Raw genomic sequence first — 17,157 nt, forward strand, 5'->3', positions numbered from 1 at the left:
GGCCAGGTCCGCTCCTACGGGGCAGGGCACCGACCGAATATCGCGCTCCCTGTCCAGGGCGCGCGCGGACGGTGCGCGGCGCGGCACGCGCACGCCGCAGCATCTGCGTTGCTGGCGCACGCGCACGCTCGCCGGTGTGATGCACCGGCAGCGATAAACCCGGCCGCGCGCACCAGAGGGTTCCATGGCGATGGCTTCCTCTCCGGCGCGGACCCAGGCACCCTGGTCGGCCTCATCCCGCGGAGATTCCTGCATGCGCCTGACCAGCAACAGCATCGAAAACGGCAAGCCGATCGCGGTGGAATTTGCCGCCGGAACGCCCGAGGGCTTTGCGCCCAACCGCAACCCGCATCTGGCCTGGAGCGAGGTGCCGGGCGGCACGCGCTCGTTCGCGCTGCTGTGCCTGGACCCGGATGTGCCGACCGTGCCGGAAACCGTGGGCCGCGACGATGTGCAGATTCCGGTCGATCAGCCACGCACCGATTTTGTGCATTGGGCGATGGCCGATATCCCCGCCGACGTGCATGCGATCGCCGCGGGCAGCTGCAGCGACGGCTTCGTGCCCAAGGGCAAGCAGCAGCCGGCCGGCCCGGCCGGGGCGCGCCAGGGCCTCAATTCGTATACCGAGTGGTTTGCCGGCAATGCCGACATGGCCGGCAATTACCTGGGCTACGACGGCCCGTACCCGCCGTTCAACGACCTGCGGCTGCACCGCTATTTCTTCCGCGTGTTCGCGCTGGACGTGGCGCAGCTCAGCCTGCCCGAGACCTTCACCGCAGCCGATGTGCTGTCGGCGATCCAGGGCCACGTGCTGGCCGAGGCAGCCCTGCACGGCACCTACACGTTGAATCCGGCGCTGCGCTAAGCGCAGATCACCACCACCGCACGGCCACCAGGCCGCGCGGTGGTGGTGATACGGAAGCTGCAAGCGCCGCACCTGTGGTGTCTGTCAGGGCGATCAGCATGCGTCACTCGGGCCGCCTCAAGCTGAGCAGGCTGTCGCTTCCGAAGCGCCAATTGCATAACGGTCACGCAACACTTCGCCGCTTCCCGCTTCCCGCTTCCCGCTTCCCGCTTCCCGCTTCCCGCTCCCAATTCCCAATTCCCAATTCCCAAATCCCAATTCCCAATTCCCAAATCCCAATTCCCAAATCCCAAATCCCAAATCCCAAATCCCAAATCCCAAACTACCCACTCGCCTCGATCATCTGCTCCAGTACATACACCGGCGCACCGTCCGTGCCCGCGGCGGCCGGGTAGCGGGTGACGCGCAGCAGGGTACGGATGCCCGCCTCGTGCTCGAAGCCTTCGATGCTGCCGTCGAAGGGCTGCCAGGCGCGGGTCGCGGGCTGTCCATCGGCGCCTTGTTCGCGCAGTTGCAGGCAGTGGCGCGCCGGGTCGGACCGACAGGGCACGGTGTCGGCGGCCACTTCGATCAGCAGCGTCTGGCCGGGGCCGCCATGGCGGGTGTCGGCGGTGGCGACACCGTCGAACACCAGCCGGGTGCCGTCGCTGCGGGTCAGGGTCAGTTGCGGCGTGGTCTGCGCGGTGTTCAGCGCCACCGCGAAGCGACCGGACAGCAGCTCGCTGGCGGCGCGTTCCTGGGCCATCCGCCGCGGTTGCGCACACAGGCGTTTGCTCGACACCACCCGGCCGATCTGCAGGTGCGCCTGCGCCAGGCTGTAATCGGCGCCCAATGCGTTGCAGGTCTGGCTGACCTGGATGCGTTGATCGCGAAAATCCAGCTGCAAGGGCGCGGTGCCGGCGACGAACAGGCTGCGCAAGGCGGTGCCATGCGCGTCGCTGGCCTGCTGCAGCTGCCAGTGTTGCGCCTGCAGGGCAGCCTGCAGCGGGGCGTTGGCGGCCGCCGCTGCGGCCAACGCTGCCGACTCGGCGGCAGCAGTGTCGGCACCGGACCCGGGCAGCTCCGGCGCTGCGCCCGACCCGCAGGCGGTCACGCCCGCTGCCAGCAGTGCAGGGGCAAACAACACGGCACGCATGCGGCGGCTCCCTGTGATCGATATGTCAGTGATACCGCCACCGCGCGGCCAGGGCAATGACGCAAGTCACTGCCCGGCCATGTGCCTCGCATGCCGCGCCGGCTCAGCCGGCACGACACGCTACCGCGTGGCCGTTTCAGGCCAGCGCCGGCAGCCACAACAGCAGGGCGGCGCCCAGCACGATGCGGTAGACCGCAAATACCGTGAAGCGGTGCTTCTTGATGTAGCCCAGCAGCCACTTCACCACCACAAAGCCGGTGACGGTCGCCGCCACGAAGGCCACCGCCACATCGGCCCAGTTCTCGCTGCCGAAGCCGCCCTCCTTGTACATCTCCAGCAGGGCGTACCCGCTGGCCGCGAACATGGTCGGGATGCCCACCATGAACACGAAATCCGCCGCCGCCGAGCGCTTGCTCAGGCCGAGCAGCATGGCCAGGAAGATCGCCGAGGCCGAGCGCGAGGTGCCGGGGAACACGCCGGCCACCACCTGCGCCAGCCCCACCGCGATGGCCACCTTCCAGGTCACCACATCGCGCTCGGGCAGTTTGCCGGCAAAGTGCTCGGCCACCAGCATCCACAGCCCGCCGATCAGCAGCGCCCAGGCCACCGGATGCACGGTTTCCGGCAGTTGCCAGCCGGCCTTGCGCACGATCAGGCCAACCACCGCAGTGACCATGAAGGCGACGCCGATCTTGAGCACGTAGTCGCGGTTGTCGCGTTGGCCCAGGCCGGTGGCCAGGGTCCACAGCTTCTGCCGCAGCGCCAGGCAGATCGCCAGGATCGCGCCGGCCTGGATGACGATGTTGAAGAAGTCAGAACGGCGTCCGAGCCATTGTTCGGCGATCAGCAGGTGGCCGGTGCTGGAGATCGGCAGGAATTCGGTGAGGCCTTCGAGAATGCCCAACAGCAGGGCGGAAATCAGATCGGACATCGGACTGGAGAGGGGATGGGGGAGGCGTCAGGATAGTGCATTGCGGCATGCACCATATCGGTGCAACATGCGATTGGTTAGCACCTTAAGGGTGCTATCGCTGCGTCAGCGGCCTCAAGCGAAGCAAGCAAAATCAACGACTTGTGAAGGTCCGGCGCTTGGCATGGTCCCTGCTGTAGCTCCGCCCACGAGCCACTTAACTCTGCAGAGGTTTCTTCCGATGTCCGTGGAAAATGTTGAAAAGCTGATCAAGGACAACAAGGTCGAGTTTGTCGACCTGCGCTTCGTCGATATGCGTGGTGTACAGCAGCACATCACCTTTCCGGCCAACATCATCGAGCCGGCGCTGTTCGAAGAAGGCAAGATGTTCGACGGCAGCTCGATCGCGGGTTGGAAGGGCATCAACGAGTCGGACATGGTCCTGCTCCCGGACGCCGGCACTGCGTATCTGGATCCGTTCTTCGCCGATCCGACCATCGTGCTGACCTGCGACATCCTCGATCCGGCCACCATGCAGAGCTATGAGCGCGACCCGCGCGGCATCGCCAAGCGTGCCGAGGCCTACCTGAAGTCCTCGGGCACCGCCGACCAGGCGTTCTTCGGCCCGGAGCCGGAATTCTTCATCTTCGATTCGGTGCGCTTTGCCAACGACATGGGCCACACCTTCTTCCAGGTCGGCTCGGAAGAGGCTGCCTGGAACACCGGCGCCAAGTACGACGGCGGCAACAGCGGCTACCGTCCGGGCGTGAAGGGCGGCTACTTTCCGGTTCCGCCGACCGACACGCTGCACGACCTGCGCGCGGAAATGATCAAGACGCTGGAGCAGGTCGGCATCGAGACCGAGGTGCACCATCACGAAGTGGCCACCGCCGGCCAGTGCGAGATCGGCACCAAGTTCAGCTCGCTGGTACAGAAGGCCGACGAACTGCTGACGATGAAGTACATCATCAAGAACGTCGCCTACCGCAACGGCAAGACCGCGACCTTCATGCCCAAGCCCATCGTGGGCGACAACGGCTCGGGCATGCACGTGCACCAGTCGCTGACCAAGGGCGGCGTCAACCTGTTCTCCGGCGACGGCTACGGCGGCCTGTCGCAGATGGCGCTGTGGTACATCGGCGGCATCTTCAAGCACGCGCGTGCGATCAACGCCTTCTCCAACTCCGGCACCAACAGCTACAAGCGTCTGGTCCCGGGTTATGAGGCGCCGGTGATGCTGGCCTATTCGGCCCGCAACCGCTCGGCCTCGTGCCGCATTCCGTGGGTCACCAACCCGAAGGCGCGCCGTATCGAAATGCGCTTCCCCGATCCGTTGCAGTCCGGCTACCTGACCTTCACCGCGCTGATGATGGCCGGCCTGGACGGCATCAAGAACCAGATCGACCCGGGCGCGCCGAGCGACAAGGACCTGTACGACCTGCCGCCGGAAGAAGAAAAGCTGATCCCGCAGGTCTGCTCCAGCCTGGACCAGGCACTGGAAGCGCTGGACAAGGACCGCGAGTTCCTCAAGGCCGGCGGCGTGATGAGCGACGACTTCATCGACGGCTACATCGCGCTGAAGATGCAGGAAGTGACCAAGTTCCGTGCTGCGACCCACCCGTTGGAGTACCAGCTGTACTACGGCAACTGAGTTCCACCGCGGTGATGGCGGAGGCCCCCCCTCCCACCTCCGCCATCGCCGCACACGTTCGATCGGTCCACGGCATCGGCCGTGGATCGTAGGGGATTGAGAGAGCACACAGTTCGCGACGCGCGGGCCTGACCTCTCCCACGAGGCGGATGCATCGGCATCGGCCGAGGTCTGCGTAATCGCGAACGCGCGGATGCCGGGGTTGGCATCCAGGTGAATGACACCGCCGGGCGGCGCAATGCCGGCCGGTCTTTTCCACCATTCGGGGTATGCGCATGAAATTGATCACCGCCATCATCCGGCCGTTCAAGCTCGACGAGGTCCGTGAGGCCTTGTCCGCAGCAGGCGTGTCGGGCATCACCGTGACCGAGGTCAAGGGGTTCGGACGCCAGAAGGGCCATACCGAGCTGTACCGCGGCGCCGAGTACGTCGTCGACTTCCTGCCCAAGATCAAGATCGAGACGGTGGTGACCGACGACCGGCTGGACGCAGTGGTCGAGGCGATCCAGAACGCCGCCGGCACCGGCAAGATCGGCGACGGCAAGATCTTCGTGACCGCGATCGAGCAAGTCGTGCGCATCCGCACCGGCGAGATCGGCGCCGATGCGCTCTGAATCCCCCACCCCCGGAGTTCTTATGAAGACAGCTCTCTTTGCCGGGTGGAAGGCCCGGTTCTACAGTGTCTGCATGCTGATGCTGTTCAGCACGCTGGTGGTGGGCGGCATGGGCAACGCGCACGCGCAGTCCACGCCGCAGGTCACCCCGTTGCCGACCGAGCCGGTCACCACCGAACCGCTGCCGTCGGCGCAGCCGCCCGCCGCACCGGTGGCCGCCGCCGAGGCCGCGCCGGTGGTGGAGAAGGGCGATGTCGCCTGGATGCTGACCTCCACGCTGCTGGTGCTGCTGATGGTGGTGCCGGGCCTGGCGTTGTTCTACGGCGGCATGGTGCGCGCCAAGAACGTGCTGTCGGTGCTGATCCAGGTCGCCGTGGTGTTCTCGCTGCTGACCATCCTGTGGGTGGTGTACGGCTACAGCCTGGCGTTCTCCGGCGAAGGCCCATGGATCGGCAACCTGGACAAGGCGCTGCTTAAGGGCGTGACCATCGAAACGCTGGCGGCCACCTTCACCAAGGGTGTCAGCCTGCCGGAATACGTGTTCGTGGCGTTCCAGGCGACCTTCGCCGGCATCACCGGCGCGCTGATCGTCGGCGCCTTTGCCGAACGCGCCAAGTTCGCCGCGGTGCTGCTGTTCTCGGTGATCTGGTTCACCTTCGGCTACCTGCCGCTGGCGCACATGGTCTGGGCCACCGGCGGCTACCTGTTCGGCCTGGGCGCGCTGGATTTTGCCGGTGGCACCGTAGTGCATATCAACGCCGGTATCGCCGGCCTGGTCGGCGCCTACTTCGTCGGCAAGCGTGCCGGCCTGGGGCGTGAGGCGATCAAGCCGCACAACGTGACCCTGACCTTCGTCGGTGCCTCGCTGCTGTGGGTGGGCTGGTTCGGCTTCAACGCCGGCTCCAACCTGGAAGCCAATGCCGGTGCGGCGCTGGCCTTCCTCAACACCTTGCTGGCCACCGCCGCTGCCATCCTGGGCTGGTCGCTGACCGAGAAGATCATCAAGGGCAAGTCATCCGCCCTGGGCGTGGCCTCGGGCATGGTCGCCGGTCTGGTCGGCATCACCCCGGCCTGCGGCACGGTGGGTCCGTTCGGCGCAATCGTCATCGGCCTGGCTGCCGGCGTGCTGTGCGTGTGGGGCGTCACCGGCCTAAAGCGCCTGCTGGGCGCCGACGACAGCCTGGACGTCTTCGGCGTGCATGGACTGGGCGGCATCATCGGCGCGATCCTGACCGGCGTGTTCTCGGCCGCTTCACTGGGCGGCCAGAAGGGCGGCGATTACGACATGCTGCATCAGGTCGGCATCCAGGCGCTGGGCGTGGGTATCACCCTGGTCTGGATCGGCGTGGTCTCGGTAGTGGGCTTCCTGGTCGCCAAGCTGGTGTTCGGCCTGCGCGTCACCGAAGAAGCCGAGCGCGAGGGCCTGGATATCACCTCGCACGGCGAAGCGGCATACGAGTCCTGAGCATGCACACCCGCGGCCACGCTGCCGCGGGTGGCGCAACGACCCGGCCGGGAGAGCCGTGCCGGGTCCGTTTTTCCCCGTTGCCGCGCTGGCCGCGGACCAACAGCCGAGGTGCCTGCATGACCAGCCCCACGCCCGTGACTGTCGGCGCGGATGCCCGCTGGATCGGTGCGACCTGCTGCCGTCCGGCCCTGATTCCTTCCATGCATGCTTCGTTTTGCGCGACACACGCGCAGGCCGAGCGTGCTTGCACTAAATTGGTGCAATGCTGATGCCGTCCTTACTCCCGTCGCTGGACAGCCTGGGCACGCCGGTGGCCTGGGCCGACCGCGAGGGCCGCGTGCTGGGCGTCAATCCGGCCTTCGCGCGCTGGCTTGGGGTCAGTGCCCGGCGCCTGGTCGATCAACCGCTGGCCGCGCTGGAGGTGCAAGGCGATGCGCTCGCCCGCTTCCTGCTCAACGACGAGCGCGACGTCTTGCGCCTGCACCGGCTGGCATTGGGCCTGCCCAACGACGCACCGCGTTTTGCCGAAGGCTGGCTGTCGCGGCTGGACGATGGCGGCTGGCTGCTGGAAACCCACCCGGTCGACGAATTCCCCGCGCTGGATCCCACCCATGCGCTGCCCAACGCCTTGAGCGCCGCGCTCAAGGGCCTGGCGCACGAACTGCGCAATCCGCTGGCCGGGCTCAAGGGCGCGGCGCAGTTGCTGGCGCGGCGCTCGGCCGGGCGCGACGAGGACGAGCGCGAGCTGATCGAGTTGATCGGCACCGAGATCGAACGCCTCAACACCCTGCTCGAACGCCTGCTCTCGCCCACGCCGGCGCGCCCGCACGACCGCCTCAACATCCACGTCGTGCTCGAGCGCGTGCTGCGCCTGGCCGAAGCCGAAGGCGGCTGGTCGGTGCAGGTGCAGCGTGATTACGACCCCAGCATTCCCGACATCCTCGGCGACGGCGACCGCCTGACCCAGGCGGTGTGGAATCTGGTGCGCAATGCGTTCCAGGCCGGCGCCACCCGCGTGACCCTGCGCACCCGCGTCGAGCACGGCCAGCGCATCCGCGACCGCGTGCATGCGATGTCGCTGCGGCTGGAGATCATCGACGACGGCGGCGGCGTGCCGGAAGAACTGGCCGAGCACCTGTTCCTGCCACTGGTCAGTGGGCGCGCCGAAGGCAGCGGCCTGGGCCTGGCGCTGGCCCAGCAGGTCTCGCGCGAGCACCACGGCACGCTGACCTACCGCTCGCGGCCGGGGCATACCGTTTTCACCCTGCTGCTGCCCGAGCTGGCCGGCGACCACGACAAGGAGCATCTGCATGGCTGAGGCCGCCGCCGCATCCCACCACATCTGGGTGGTCGACGACGACCGTTCGGTCCGCTTCGTGCTGTCCACCGCCTTGCGCGATGCCGGCTACGCCGTGGATGGCTTCGAAAGTGCCGCCGCCGCACTGCAGGCACTGGCCATGCGGCCCACCCCGGATCTGCTGTTCACCGACGTGCGCATGCCCGGCGAAGACGGCCTGAGCCTGCTCGACAAGCTCAAGTCCAGGCACCCGCAACTGCCGGTAATCGTGATGTCCGCCTACACCGATGTCGCCAGCACCGCCGGCGCCTTCCGCGGCGGCGCGCACGAGTTCCTGTCCAAGCCCTTCGATCTGGACGATGCGGTGGCACTGGCCGCACGCGCGCTGCCGGATGCCGACGCCGGTGTCGAGGAGATCATCGGAGCACCGTTGGCGGAAGGCTCGGCGGCGCTGATCGGCGACACCCCGGCGATGCAGGCGCTGTTCCGCGCGATCGGCCGGCTGGCGCAGGCACCGCTGTCGGTGCTGATCAATGGCGAGACCGGCACCGGCAAGGAACTGGTGGCGCGCGCGCTGCATAACGAATCGCCGCGCGCGCGCAAGCCCTTCGTCGCGCTCAACACCGCCGCCATTCCGGCGGAACTGCTGGAAAGCGAGTTGTTCGGCCACGAAACCGGCGCCTTCACCGGCGCCACCAAACGCCACATCGGCCGCTTCGAACAGGCCGACGGCGGCACGCTGTTCCTGGACGAAATCGGCGACATGCCGCTGCCGCTGCAGACCCGCCTGCTGCGCGTGCTGGCCGAGAACGAATTCTTCCGTGTCGGCGGGCGCGAGTTGATTCGCGTCGATGTGCGCGTGATTGCCGCCACCCACCAGGACCTGGAGGCGCTGGTCGAACAAGGCCGCTTCCGGGCCGACCTGTTGCATCGCCTGGACGTCGTGCGCCTTCAACTGCCGCCGCTGCGCGAGCGCCGCGGCGATATCGCGCAACTGGCCGAGAATTTCCTGGCCATGGCCGGGCGCAAGCTCGACATGCTGCCCAAGCGGCTGTCCTCGGCCGCACTGGAACAACTCCGCCACTACGACTGGCCCGGCAACGTGCGTGAACTGGAAAACGTGTGCTGGCGCCTGGCCGCGTTGTCCACCGCCGACATCATCGACGTGGTCGACGTGGAATCGGCACTGGCACGCGGCGGCCGCCGCCAGCGTGCCGGCCGCGGCGACGGGCAATGGGACGAGATGCTCTCCAGCTGGGCCGCGCAACGCCTGAGCGAAGGCGCCCAGGGCCTGCATGCCGAAGCCCGCGAACGCCTGGACAAGACCCTGCTCGAAGCCGCCCTGCAACTCACCCAGGGCCGCCGTGCCGAAGCCGCCGCCCGATTGGGTCTGGGCCGCAACACCGTCACCCGCAAACTCGGCCCGGGCCGCAAACGCCGCTGATCTGAATCTAAGCCCCTCTCCCACGGGAGAGGGGTTGGGGTGAGAGTCCCTGTGGCGATGGAAGCGCTGCTGCACGCGCATCTATTGCAACGATGCCTTGATCGAGCTGAGGCTGCCGACATTACCCGCGGCAAGCGTTGATCAGTAACACGCCGCTGCGTCCCGTGCCATCGATACGCCACTGCGGCCTTTCATCTGCCGACGCCATCGTCCAAGCAGCTCACGACACTTGTACTCGGCGCCTCGCACACCATCCCAACAACACGCATCCCATCGACCCGCACCTCCAACAACCCGAGCATCCACACCAACCCCGTAAACTCCTGTACTGCCAGCGCGTGCATTTCATGACATGTGAACATGCGCCCGCATAGGTTTCCAGCCTGATCAGGAGAACAGCTCGATGCGTTACCGGTCGCCCACGATCGTTGCCCTTACCGCGCTGGCGCTTGCCGCCTGCAGCAGCACGCCACCGCCTCCGCCACCTCCACCCCCGGCGGCGCGCGTGGTGCCGGTCCGTCCGGTCCAGCAGGCCGAAGCGGCATTGGCATCGGCATCAGGCAGCCTGGTCAGCGGCCGGGTGGTGCTGGTGCCGGCGTTGCAGGGCATTCGCATCACCGGCACGGTCGGTGGCCTGCGCCCCGGCGGCGTGGCCGGTTTCCACGTGCACGAACGCGGCGATTGCAGCGCCGCCGACGCCAGCAGTGCCGGTGCGCACTTTAATCCCGCCGGTGCGCCGCACGGACGTGCCGGCAACATTCCCCACCACGCCGGCGACATGGATAACCTGCGTGCCGATGCGGAAGGCGTCGCGCATCTGGACATGATCGTTGCCGGCATCACCCTGGGCGATGCCGCGCCCACCGACGTGGTCGGCAAGTCGCTGGTGGTGCATGCCGACGCCGACGACTATCGCAGCCAACCCAGCGGCAATGCCGGCGCACGTCTGGCCTGCGGCGTCATCCGCGTCACCCAGTGGCGCACACCCCCTTCGCAGCCCTGAGTCGGGGCACCCCTGGCTGCAGCTGCGGCCTTTCTACAGGAGTTTTCTCATGCGCATTCTTCCAACGACGTTGTTCCTGGCCACCGCGCTGGTGCTGACCGCGTGCAAGCGCGACGAACCCGCACCGGCCGATCCTGCACCCGCACCGCAGGCCGGCGCACCGGCCGAAGCGGCGCATGGCGGTGAGCACGCCGCGTCCATGGTCACCGAAGCGACGGCCACCACCACCGCCACCGCCGAGCTCAAGCCGACCAAGGGCAGTGAGGTCAAAGGCACGGTGAGCTTCAAGATCGTCGACGGCGCGCTGCGTGTCACCGGCCAGCTCAGTGGCCTCAAGCCCGACAGCGAACACGGCTTCCATATCCACGAGAAGGGCGATTGCAGCGCACCGGACGGCAGCAGTGCCGGTGGCCACTTCAACCCGGCCCAATCCAATCACGGCGCCGTCAGTGCCGACCCGCACCACGGCGGTGACATGCCCAACATCAAGGCCGATGCGCAGGGCAATGCCAGCATCGACGGCCCGGTGTCGAGCAACGTCAATCTGGGCAAGGCCGACCAGTTCGATATCGCCGGCCACGCGGTGATCGTGCATGCCGATGCGGACGACTACAAAACCCAGCCTACCGGCAACGCCGGCGGCCGTCTGGCCTGCGGTGTGATCACCACCGACAACGCGCCAGCGGCAACCAAGTAAGCAGGACAGGCCAGCAGTTAGGCAAAACGCCGCGGTGATTAATCACCGCGGCGTTGCTGTTTTTGTGCCGCAGTGGGGGAGTGATCCGCTCATGCATGGTACGGACGCGCAGCGCATCCGGCATGCCGCGCATCGAGCGTCGCATGTGGCCTGTCGGTGCGCATCGACGTGTCGCTACGGACCGATCCGGGCGCACTGTGCAGGCGGCCGACGTCGATCGCCGGCACGAGATCTGCGGCATCAACGACTCAATAATTCGGCCACAGCCCGGGCGTCGCCAGCTCCAGCAGATGCGCATCCGGATCGCGGAAATAGAGGCTGTGCCCACCGCCTGGCCACTGCGTGCGGCCCTCGATGGGCACGTCGCAGGCCTGCAGATGTACCTCCCATCCGGCCAGCGCATCGGTGGCGATGGCCAGCGCGTAATGCGCGCGGCCGCTGCCATCGTGCGGCGGAATCGTGCCGCCCGGCAGCGTGACCGTGGCGGCGGTGCTGCCCTGCAGAAACAACAGCAACACCTGCCCGGGCGCGATTGCGTACGCGGCCATGCGCGCGTCGCGATACATGGCTGCCAACCCCAGTACGCGGGCATAAAACGCGCAGGCGCGTTGCAAATCCGCCACATACACGCCGGTTTCCAGGACGCCCTGCAACGCCGGCGCCGTGGAAGCCGGCGCCTGGCTCACGCGGCCAATGCCTGGCGCGGATCCTGGCCCGGTTCTACATGCACGTACAGTACTGGCAGGCCGTGCGCTTCCAGCACCGCGGCCATCTGCCGCTGACGCGAGAGATATTGCTCGTACACGCCGCGCAGGCGCTCGCAATTCTCGCGGTCGTGCGCGTAGTAATCGCACCAGCCAGCCGGGTCGAACAGCGCGATGCGCACTTCGCCATCGACATAGCGCAGCACCGGCTCGGGTGGCTGTTCCAGCCACTCTTCGGTATGCGGCGCCAGCAGGGCGGCTTCGATCAACGGCCACAACGGGGCCAGGCCCTGGTTGTCGTACTGCATCGAGATCATCGCCGCCAGATCGTGTGCGGTGAGATAACGCGCATGTTCGATGCGTGCGCCGAAGCTTTCCTGTGCCAGCAGCGCGGTATCGGCCTGCGCCATGCCCTGGGCCAGCAGCACCTCTTCCATCGCATCGGCTACCGTCGCCACGATCTGCGGATCGCCGGACAGCAGGAACGGCAGCACGCGCAGGCCGCCGCCGGTCAGCTGTGTGTCGGCCTGGAAAGGCAAGGGAATCTCGCCCTGCGCATCGGCGCCGAACGCCAGCACGCGCGGGCCCTGGTCGCGCCCGGGCGCACGTGCATGCAACTCGTCCAGCCGGCGATGCAGCGGCCAGCCGGGCCGCAGCACTTCGGCCGGGTCGAAATGCGCCATCGCCACGGTGAGCTCGAGCCCGCGGATTTCGGGGATCCATTGCGCCAGGTCGCGGCCGATGCGTTCGGCCAGCATGCCGGCCTGGTCCGGCGCCAGGGCGCCGCGCTCGGGGGCGGTGCCGCCCGTCAATTCCAGCGCCATCACACCCATGGCGGTCACGCCGTGTTCGGTCTTGCTCATGATTCGCGGTTGGCCCATCACGGGGTCGAAGCTACACTGCGGCCATTATGCCTGCCGGCCCTGTGCAGGCCATGTCCCCGAGTCCTCCATGCCAGGTCAACCGATGCCCGCAGCCCGTCCCGTCGCCATTCTGGGCGGCGTTCGTATCCCGTTCTGTCGTCAGAACACCGCTTACGCGGACGTGGGCAACCTGGGCATGTCGGTGCGCACGCTGGGCGCGCTGGTCGAGCGCTTCGGGCTGCATGGGCAGCAACTGGGCGAAGTGGCGATGGGGGCGGTGATCAAGCACTCCTCGGACTGGAACCTGGCCCGCGAGGCGGCGTTGTCGTCCGGGCTGTCGCCGCTGACGCCGGGCATCACCCTGCAGCGCGCCTGCGGCACCAGCCTGGATTCGGTGATCACCATCGCCAACAAGATCGCGCTGGGCCAGATCGATTCGGGCATCGGCGGCGGCTCGGATACCACCTCGGAAGTGCCGATCGTCTACGGCAAGAAGCTGCGCGCGCGGCTGATGGCCGCCAACCGCGCCAAGGCCACCGGCGACAAGCTCAAGGCGCTGCTGCGTGGCTTCAAGTTCGGCGAGCTCAAGCCCGAATTCCCAGGCGTGGCTGAGCCGCGCACCGGCAAGAGCATGGGCGACCACTGCGAGGACATGGCCAAGGAATGGAACATCTCGCGCGATTCGCAGGACGAATGGGCGGTGTCCTCGCACCACAAGCTGGCCGCCGCCTATGAGCGCGGCTTCTTCGACACGCTGATCGCGCCGTTCCGCGGCGTCTCGCGCGACAACATCCTGCGCGCCGACACCTCGCTGGAAAAGCTGGCCACGCTGCGTCCTGCCTTCGACAAGACCTCCGGCCGCGGCACGTTGACCGCGGCCAACTCCACCCCGCTCACTGACGGTGCGGCCGCGGTGCTGTTGTCCAGCGAAGCCTGGGCGCTGGCGCACGGCCACACCCCGATGGCCTATCTGCGCGACGCGCAGGTGTCGGCGGTGGATTTCGTGCATGGCGAAGGCCTGTTGATGGCGCCGACCATTGCGGTACCGCAGATGCTGGCGCGCCAGGGCCTGACCCTGCAGGACTTCGACATCTACGAAATCCACGAGGCGTTCGCCGCGCAGGTGCTGTGCACGCTGCGCGCCTGGGAAAGCGAGGATTACTGCCGCAATCGCCTGGGGCTGGAAGCGCCGCTTGGGCGTATCGACCCGGACAAGATCAACCCGCTGGGCTCGTCGCTGGCCACCGGCCACCCCTTCGCCGCCACCGGCGCGCGTGTGGTGGCCACTGCCGCCAAGCAACTGGAAGAGCGCGGCGGCGGGCGGGCGTTGATTTCGATCTGCACCGCCGGCGGCATGGGCGTGGTGGCCATCGTCGAGCGCTGACGCTGCTTGGCAGCGTGGGATTTGGCATTTGGGAGTGGGGATTCGCAAAGCATGAAGCGGACTCCTGATTTTACGAATCCCCAATCCCCAATCCCGAATCCCCAACCTGCAAGGATGCATGGATGTCGAACGTTGATGCACGCGAACCCCCCACGCTCTACCTGCCTCCGGCGCACGGTGCGGTGTGGCGCGAGGGCGATGTGCTGGTGTGCACGCCGGGCGCCGATCTGCCGCCGCGTTGCGTCAAGTGCAATGCGCCGGCCGACACTTCGCCGCGCCGCTATATCTTCCACTGGCATCACCCGGCGATCTATCTGGCGCTGCTGATGGGGGTGCTGCCGTATCTGATCCTGGCCCTCGTGCTGCGCAAGCGCAGCGCGCATGTGGTGACCTTGTGCCTGCAGCATGAGCGGCGCCGGGTGCGCTATGCCGTCATCACCAGAGCGTCGGTCTTGCCATTGCTGGCAGGTGGTCTGGTGCTGGATGGCGCGATCGGCTGGCTGGCCGGCGCTGGCGTGATGGCGGTCATGCTGTTGATCGGCAGACTGGGGTCGCGTGTCTTGTCGCCGCACTCGGTCGACGACGCGCAGTCGCGTTTCCTGGGCGCCTGCGATGCGTTCTTGCACGAGTTGCCGGCGCCACCCCGGCGCGCACGCGATTGGTAATTTGTGGCGGTGCGCCTGCACACGCCTTCAGAGCGGTTGTGCGTCGCGCTCCTGCAGATATCCCGGCCAGCCGGTAAACCTGCGTGGCGGTTCTCGCGTGTAGACGCGGACAAAGCAAAAGCCCCGGACAGGCCGGGGCTTTGCTTTGTCCGCGCAGCGTTGCCGCAGCGATCAGACCCCAGCGATCAAGGCAGGCGATCGTCCGGTGCGAGCGGGTCGGCCGGCGGCGTTGTGTATGCCGATACGATCGGCCCGCGCAGCGACTGCTGCGGCAGGCCCTCGTGCACCGGCTCGCCGCGTGCGGCGCGCAGGGCATTGGCATAGCAGTGCTGCGCGGACAGCAGATCGCCCGCGGCGGCAAAGCCGTGGCCAAGCTCTTCCCAGGCCTCGCTGCCCGCACCATTGGCCACCGCGCGATGCAGGAACTCTTCGGCCTGCGACCACTGCTGCTGGTGCCGCGCCAGGCGTGCCAGGGTCAGCAACAGGCCAGGGCTGTCCGGGTACTGGGTCAGCCAACGCTGCGCACTGGCGCGGCGTGAATCGTATTTTTCCAATGGCAGCACGCCATACAGGCGCACCAGCGATTCGTCCCATTGCGTATCCAGCGCCTGCTCCAGGCTATGCACCGCCGCATCGTCCCAGTGCATCACCGCCGCGCGCTGTGCGTAGGCGCCCACCACCGCGGGATAGGTACGCAGCGGTTTGGGCAGCGCTTCCCAGCGTTCGGCCAGGGCATTGGCATCGCCGGCCTGCAACAGCGTCTGCTCGGCCAGCGTGGCTTCCAGTGCGCTGTAGGCCTCCGGTGCCAGCACCGCCTGCTGACGCAATGCGCCCAGCTGACCATAGGCCTCGTCGGCACGACCGATCTGCGCCAGGGCATGCGTGCGCAGCAGCAGGCCGCGCGCCGGCAGTGGCTGCGCGTTGGCATGATCGAGCGCATTGATCGCCTCGACCGGGCGTTGCCGCGCCAGATGCCGCTCGCCTTGCAGCAGCGCATGCGCGGTGGGATCACGCTCGGCCAATTGCTGGGCCAGCGCGTTAGCCGACGCCTCATCGCCGCGCGCATCGGCAACCCGCACCGCACTGGCCAGGGCGATGCCGCTGACGTCCGCATCCTCGCTGGCGTGGACCAGCAGGCGCTCTGCACGCTGCCACTGACCATGATCGGCTGCGCGCAGGCCCTCGATCAGGCGGGCGCGGCCCTTCCTGCGGCGGTACTTGCCCCAGACCCGGAACGGCAGGCTGACCAGCGTCCACACCAGCCACAGCACCAATAGCGCAATGACCAGGATCAGCAGCGCCTGCGGCATGGCGGCGCGATAGTCGTTGCCCCCGACGCTGACCACCACATTGCCCAGGTCGTAACTGGTCTGATGCGACAGCCATTGCGCACCGAGCACGCCCAGCGCCACGGCAACCAACAGGATCAAGACGGTACGCAACACTTTCATTGGGTGGATCTCCCTTCACGCATGGCCTGCAGTTGCAGCAGGGTGGTGCCCAGTTCCGGCAGGCGCGGACGCAGTGGCGCTTGTTGCAGCGCGCGCAGGCGCGTACGGGCCTGGCGACGTTGTGGTGAATCCGGCCATAGCCGGGTGGTCCAGGTGTCCACGCGCCGTAGCGATTGCGCAAAGCCTGCGGCATCGCCGCGCTCGGCCGCAGCGCGGGCCAGGCTGACTTCGATCTGCAGGGCGTCGCGTGCGGCGTGGCGGTCGGCGCCGGTGGTCAGCACCGCATCACCACGGCTGGGACGGATGTCCACCAGCGGTGCGAGGGCTTTCTGCCACCACGGTCGTGCGGCTTCGCTGTCCCCGGCGGTCTGTTCGGGCAGGCGCTGCAGCTCGCCGGCCAACTGATCCAGGCTTTGACCAGCCTGCGCCTGCGGACCGGCGCCAAGGCGATCCAGTGCATCGCGTTCCTGCACCAGCGCCTGGCGCAGGTTGAGATAGCCGGGATCGTCGATGCCATTGAGCGCGGCATTGGCCAGTGCGTAGGCCCGGCGCGCACCGTCGGCGTCGCCGGCGATGCTCAGCCGCTGCTGGCCCAGCCGCAGCAGCAGTTCCACCTCATCCAGCCGCAGCGCCTGCGCACCGTGGCGGTTGGGGTCGGCGAGCTTTTGGACGGTTTCTTCGAGCAAGGCGCTTCGTTGGCTCAGGCCCAGCATCTCGTCGCGCAGAACGCGGTTGGTGGCTGCCGCATCCGCCAGGCGCTCGTTGGCCAGGCGTTGGTCGCGGCGCAGCATTTCCAGCATCTGCTGGGTGCCATCCCAACGCTGCTGCTGCGCTTCGGCGGCCTGCAGCTGCGCACTTTGATAGCCCTGCCACGCGCGCCAACCGAACAACAGCGCCACGCCCACGGCGGCCAGCGCGACGACGAGCAGCAGCCATGCCAGGGGAAAGCGTCGCGTGGAAGCGGGCATTTCGGTCATTCGTCCATCCTCGCGCGGTCACGACGGGT

General features: G+C 67.5%; 16 protein-coding genes. 10 read left to right on the plus strand and 6 right to left on the minus strand.

Annotation, left to right across the window (positions count from 1 at the left end):
- The first annotated feature begins 253 nt into the window (after positions 1-253).
- Positions 254-865, plus strand: a complete 612-nt coding sequence (locus LL972_RS03280; RefSeq protein WP_228326372.1) for a YbhB/YbcL family Raf kinase inhibitor-like protein — start codon at positions 254-256, stop codon at positions 863-865.
- A 322-nt stretch (positions 866-1,187) separates the two neighbouring features.
- On the opposite strand, the gene LL972_RS03285 is transcribed toward LL972_RS03280, so the two are convergent.
- Together LL972_RS03285 and LL972_RS03290 are read right to left on the minus strand one after the other, a co-directional pair.
- Positions 1,188-2,000, minus strand: coding sequence for an META domain-containing protein (locus LL972_RS03285; protein WP_228326373.1), 813 nt, complete (start codon positions 1,998-2,000; stop codon positions 1,188-1,190).
- A 136-nt stretch (positions 2,001-2,136) separates the two neighbouring features.
- Positions 2,137-2,931: an undecaprenyl-diphosphate phosphatase gene (locus LL972_RS03290; protein WP_228326374.1), complete on the minus strand. Its 795-nt coding sequence runs from the start codon at positions 2,929-2,931 to the stop codon at positions 2,137-2,139.
- Positions 2,932-3,151: 220 nt separating this feature from the next.
- On the opposite strand from LL972_RS03290, the gene glnA reads away from it, so the two are divergent.
- The 7 genes from glnA to LL972_RS03325 all read left to right on the plus strand — a co-directional run bounded on the left by glnA (position 3,152) and on the right by LL972_RS03325 (position 11,084).
- The gene (gene glnA, locus LL972_RS03295) at positions 3,152-4,561 is read left to right on the plus strand and encodes a type I glutamate--ammonia ligase (protein ID WP_006449210.1); all 1,410 of its coding nucleotides are present in this window, start codon (positions 3,152-3,154) and stop codon (positions 4,559-4,561) included.
- Between the two features lie 275 nt (positions 4,562-4,836).
- Positions 4,837-5,175: a P-II family nitrogen regulator gene (locus LL972_RS03300; protein ID WP_002808480.1), complete on the plus strand. Its 339-nt coding sequence runs from the start codon at positions 4,837-4,839 to the stop codon at positions 5,173-5,175.
- Between the two features lie 22 nt (positions 5,176-5,197).
- Positions 5,198-6,640, plus strand: a complete 1,443-nt coding sequence (locus LL972_RS03305; protein WP_228326376.1) for an ammonium transporter — start codon at positions 5,198-5,200, stop codon at positions 6,638-6,640.
- A 265-nt stretch (positions 6,641-6,905) separates the two neighbouring features.
- Positions 6,906-7,961 (plus strand): two-component system sensor histidine kinase NtrB, encoded by a 1,056-nt coding sequence (locus LL972_RS03310; protein ID WP_164739297.1) that lies wholly within the window; start codon positions 6,906-6,908, stop codon positions 7,959-7,961.
- Entirely contained in the window at positions 7,954-9,384 is a 1,431-nt protein-coding gene (gene ntrC, locus LL972_RS03315; protein WP_228326377.1) for a nitrogen regulation protein NR(I), read from the plus strand. The genes LL972_RS03310 and ntrC overlap by 8 nt, the downstream gene beginning before the upstream one ends.
- Before the next feature lie 403 nt (positions 9,385-9,787).
- A complete protein-coding gene (locus tag LL972_RS03320) occupies positions 9,788-10,387 on the plus strand; it encodes a superoxide dismutase family protein (protein ID WP_228326378.1) in 600 nt (199 codons plus the stop codon).
- Positions 10,388-10,436: 49 nt separating this feature from the next.
- Positions 10,437-11,084 carry a superoxide dismutase family protein gene (locus tag LL972_RS03325; RefSeq protein ID WP_228326379.1) on the plus strand — a complete coding sequence of 216 codons (648 nt, stop codon included), beginning with the start codon at positions 10,437-10,439 and terminating at the stop codon, positions 11,082-11,084.
- Positions 11,085-11,332: 248 nt separating this feature from the next.
- On the opposite strand, the gene LL972_RS03330 is transcribed toward LL972_RS03325, so the two are convergent.
- Together LL972_RS03330 and LL972_RS03335 are read right to left on the minus strand one after the other, a co-directional pair.
- A complete protein-coding gene (locus LL972_RS03330; protein ID WP_228326380.1) occupies positions 11,333-11,770 on the minus strand; it encodes a VOC family protein in 438 nt (145 codons plus the stop codon).
- Positions 11,767-12,651, minus strand: coding sequence for a hypothetical protein (locus LL972_RS03335; protein ID WP_228326382.1), 885 nt, complete (start codon positions 12,649-12,651; stop codon positions 11,767-11,769). The genes LL972_RS03330 and LL972_RS03335 overlap by 4 nt, the downstream gene beginning before the upstream one ends.
- Before the next feature lie 88 nt (positions 12,652-12,739).
- Between LL972_RS03335 and LL972_RS03340 the strand changes: the two genes are divergently transcribed.
- Together LL972_RS03340 and LL972_RS03345 are read left to right on the plus strand one after the other, a co-directional pair.
- Positions 12,740-14,035 (plus strand): acetyl-CoA C-acetyltransferase, encoded by a 1,296-nt coding sequence (locus tag LL972_RS03340; RefSeq protein ID WP_104649631.1) that lies wholly within the window; start codon positions 12,740-12,742, stop codon positions 14,033-14,035.
- Positions 14,036-14,157: 122 nt separating this feature from the next.
- Positions 14,158-14,700: a hypothetical protein gene (locus LL972_RS03345; RefSeq protein ID WP_115675627.1), complete on the plus strand. Its 543-nt coding sequence runs from the start codon at positions 14,158-14,160 to the stop codon at positions 14,698-14,700.
- 185 nt (positions 14,701-14,885) lie between these two features.
- Here LL972_RS03345 and LL972_RS03350 read toward each other — a convergent pair whose 3' ends face one another.
- Both LL972_RS03350 and LL972_RS03355 read right to left on the minus strand, forming a co-directional pair.
- Entirely contained in the window at positions 14,886-16,151 is a 1,266-nt protein-coding gene (locus tag LL972_RS03350) for a heme biosynthesis protein HemY (protein WP_228326383.1), read from the minus strand.
- On the minus strand, positions 16,148-17,128 hold the full coding sequence (locus LL972_RS03355) for a uroporphyrinogen-III C-methyltransferase (RefSeq protein ID WP_228326385.1): 981 nt from the start codon (positions 17,126-17,128) through the stop codon (positions 16,148-16,150). The genes LL972_RS03350 and LL972_RS03355 overlap by 4 nt, the downstream gene beginning before the upstream one ends.
- Positions 17,129-17,157 lie beyond the last annotated feature (29 nt).

The organism is Xanthomonas campestris pv. asclepiadis (genome assembly GCF_020784175.1).
Taxonomy (GTDB): Bacteria; Pseudomonadota; Gammaproteobacteria; order Xanthomonadales; family Xanthomonadaceae; genus Xanthomonas; species Xanthomonas campestris_D.

Coding starts and splice junctions, on each gene's coding strand:
- LL972_RS03290 (WP_228326374.1), bottom strand. CDS start 2,931: ATGTCCGATCTGATTTCCGCCCTGCTGTTGGGCATTCTCGAAGGCCTC.
- LL972_RS03350 (WP_228326383.1), bottom strand. CDS start 16,151: ATGAAAGTGTTGCGTACCGTCTTGATCCTGTTGGTTGCCGTGGCGCTG.
- LL972_RS03285 (WP_228326373.1), bottom strand. CDS start 2,000: ATGCGTGCCGTGTTGTTTGCCCCTGCACTGCTGGCAGCGGGCGTGACC.
- LL972_RS03345 (WP_115675627.1), top strand. CDS start 14,158: ATGTCGAACGTTGATGCACGCGAACCCCCCACGCTCTACCTGCCTCCG.
- LL972_RS03340 (WP_104649631.1), top strand. CDS start 12,740: ATGCCAGGTCAACCGATGCCCGCAGCCCGTCCCGTCGCCATTCTGGGC.
- LL972_RS03305 (WP_228326376.1), top strand. CDS start 5,198: ATGAAGACAGCTCTCTTTGCCGGGTGGAAGGCCCGGTTCTACAGTGTC.
- LL972_RS03310 (WP_164739297.1), top strand. CDS start 6,906: ATGCTGATGCCGTCCTTACTCCCGTCGCTGGACAGCCTGGGCACGCCG.
- LL972_RS03325 (WP_228326379.1), top strand. CDS start 10,437: ATGCGCATTCTTCCAACGACGTTGTTCCTGGCCACCGCGCTGGTGCTG.
- glnA (WP_006449210.1), top strand. CDS start 3,152: ATGTCCGTGGAAAATGTTGAAAAGCTGATCAAGGACAACAAGGTCGAG.
- ntrC (WP_228326377.1), top strand. CDS start 7,954: ATGGCTGAGGCCGCCGCCGCATCCCACCACATCTGGGTGGTCGACGAC.
- LL972_RS03355 (WP_228326385.1), bottom strand. CDS start 17,128: ATGACCGAAATGCCCGCTTCCACGCGACGCTTTCCCCTGGCATGGCTG.
- LL972_RS03320 (WP_228326378.1), top strand. CDS start 9,788: ATGCGTTACCGGTCGCCCACGATCGTTGCCCTTACCGCGCTGGCGCTT.
- LL972_RS03300 (WP_002808480.1), top strand. CDS start 4,837: ATGAAATTGATCACCGCCATCATCCGGCCGTTCAAGCTCGACGAGGTC.
- LL972_RS03335 (WP_228326382.1), bottom strand. CDS start 12,651: ATGAGCAAGACCGAACACGGCGTGACCGCCATGGGTGTGATGGCGCTG.
- LL972_RS03280 (WP_228326372.1), top strand. CDS start 254: ATGCGCCTGACCAGCAACAGCATCGAAAACGGCAAGCCGATCGCGGTG.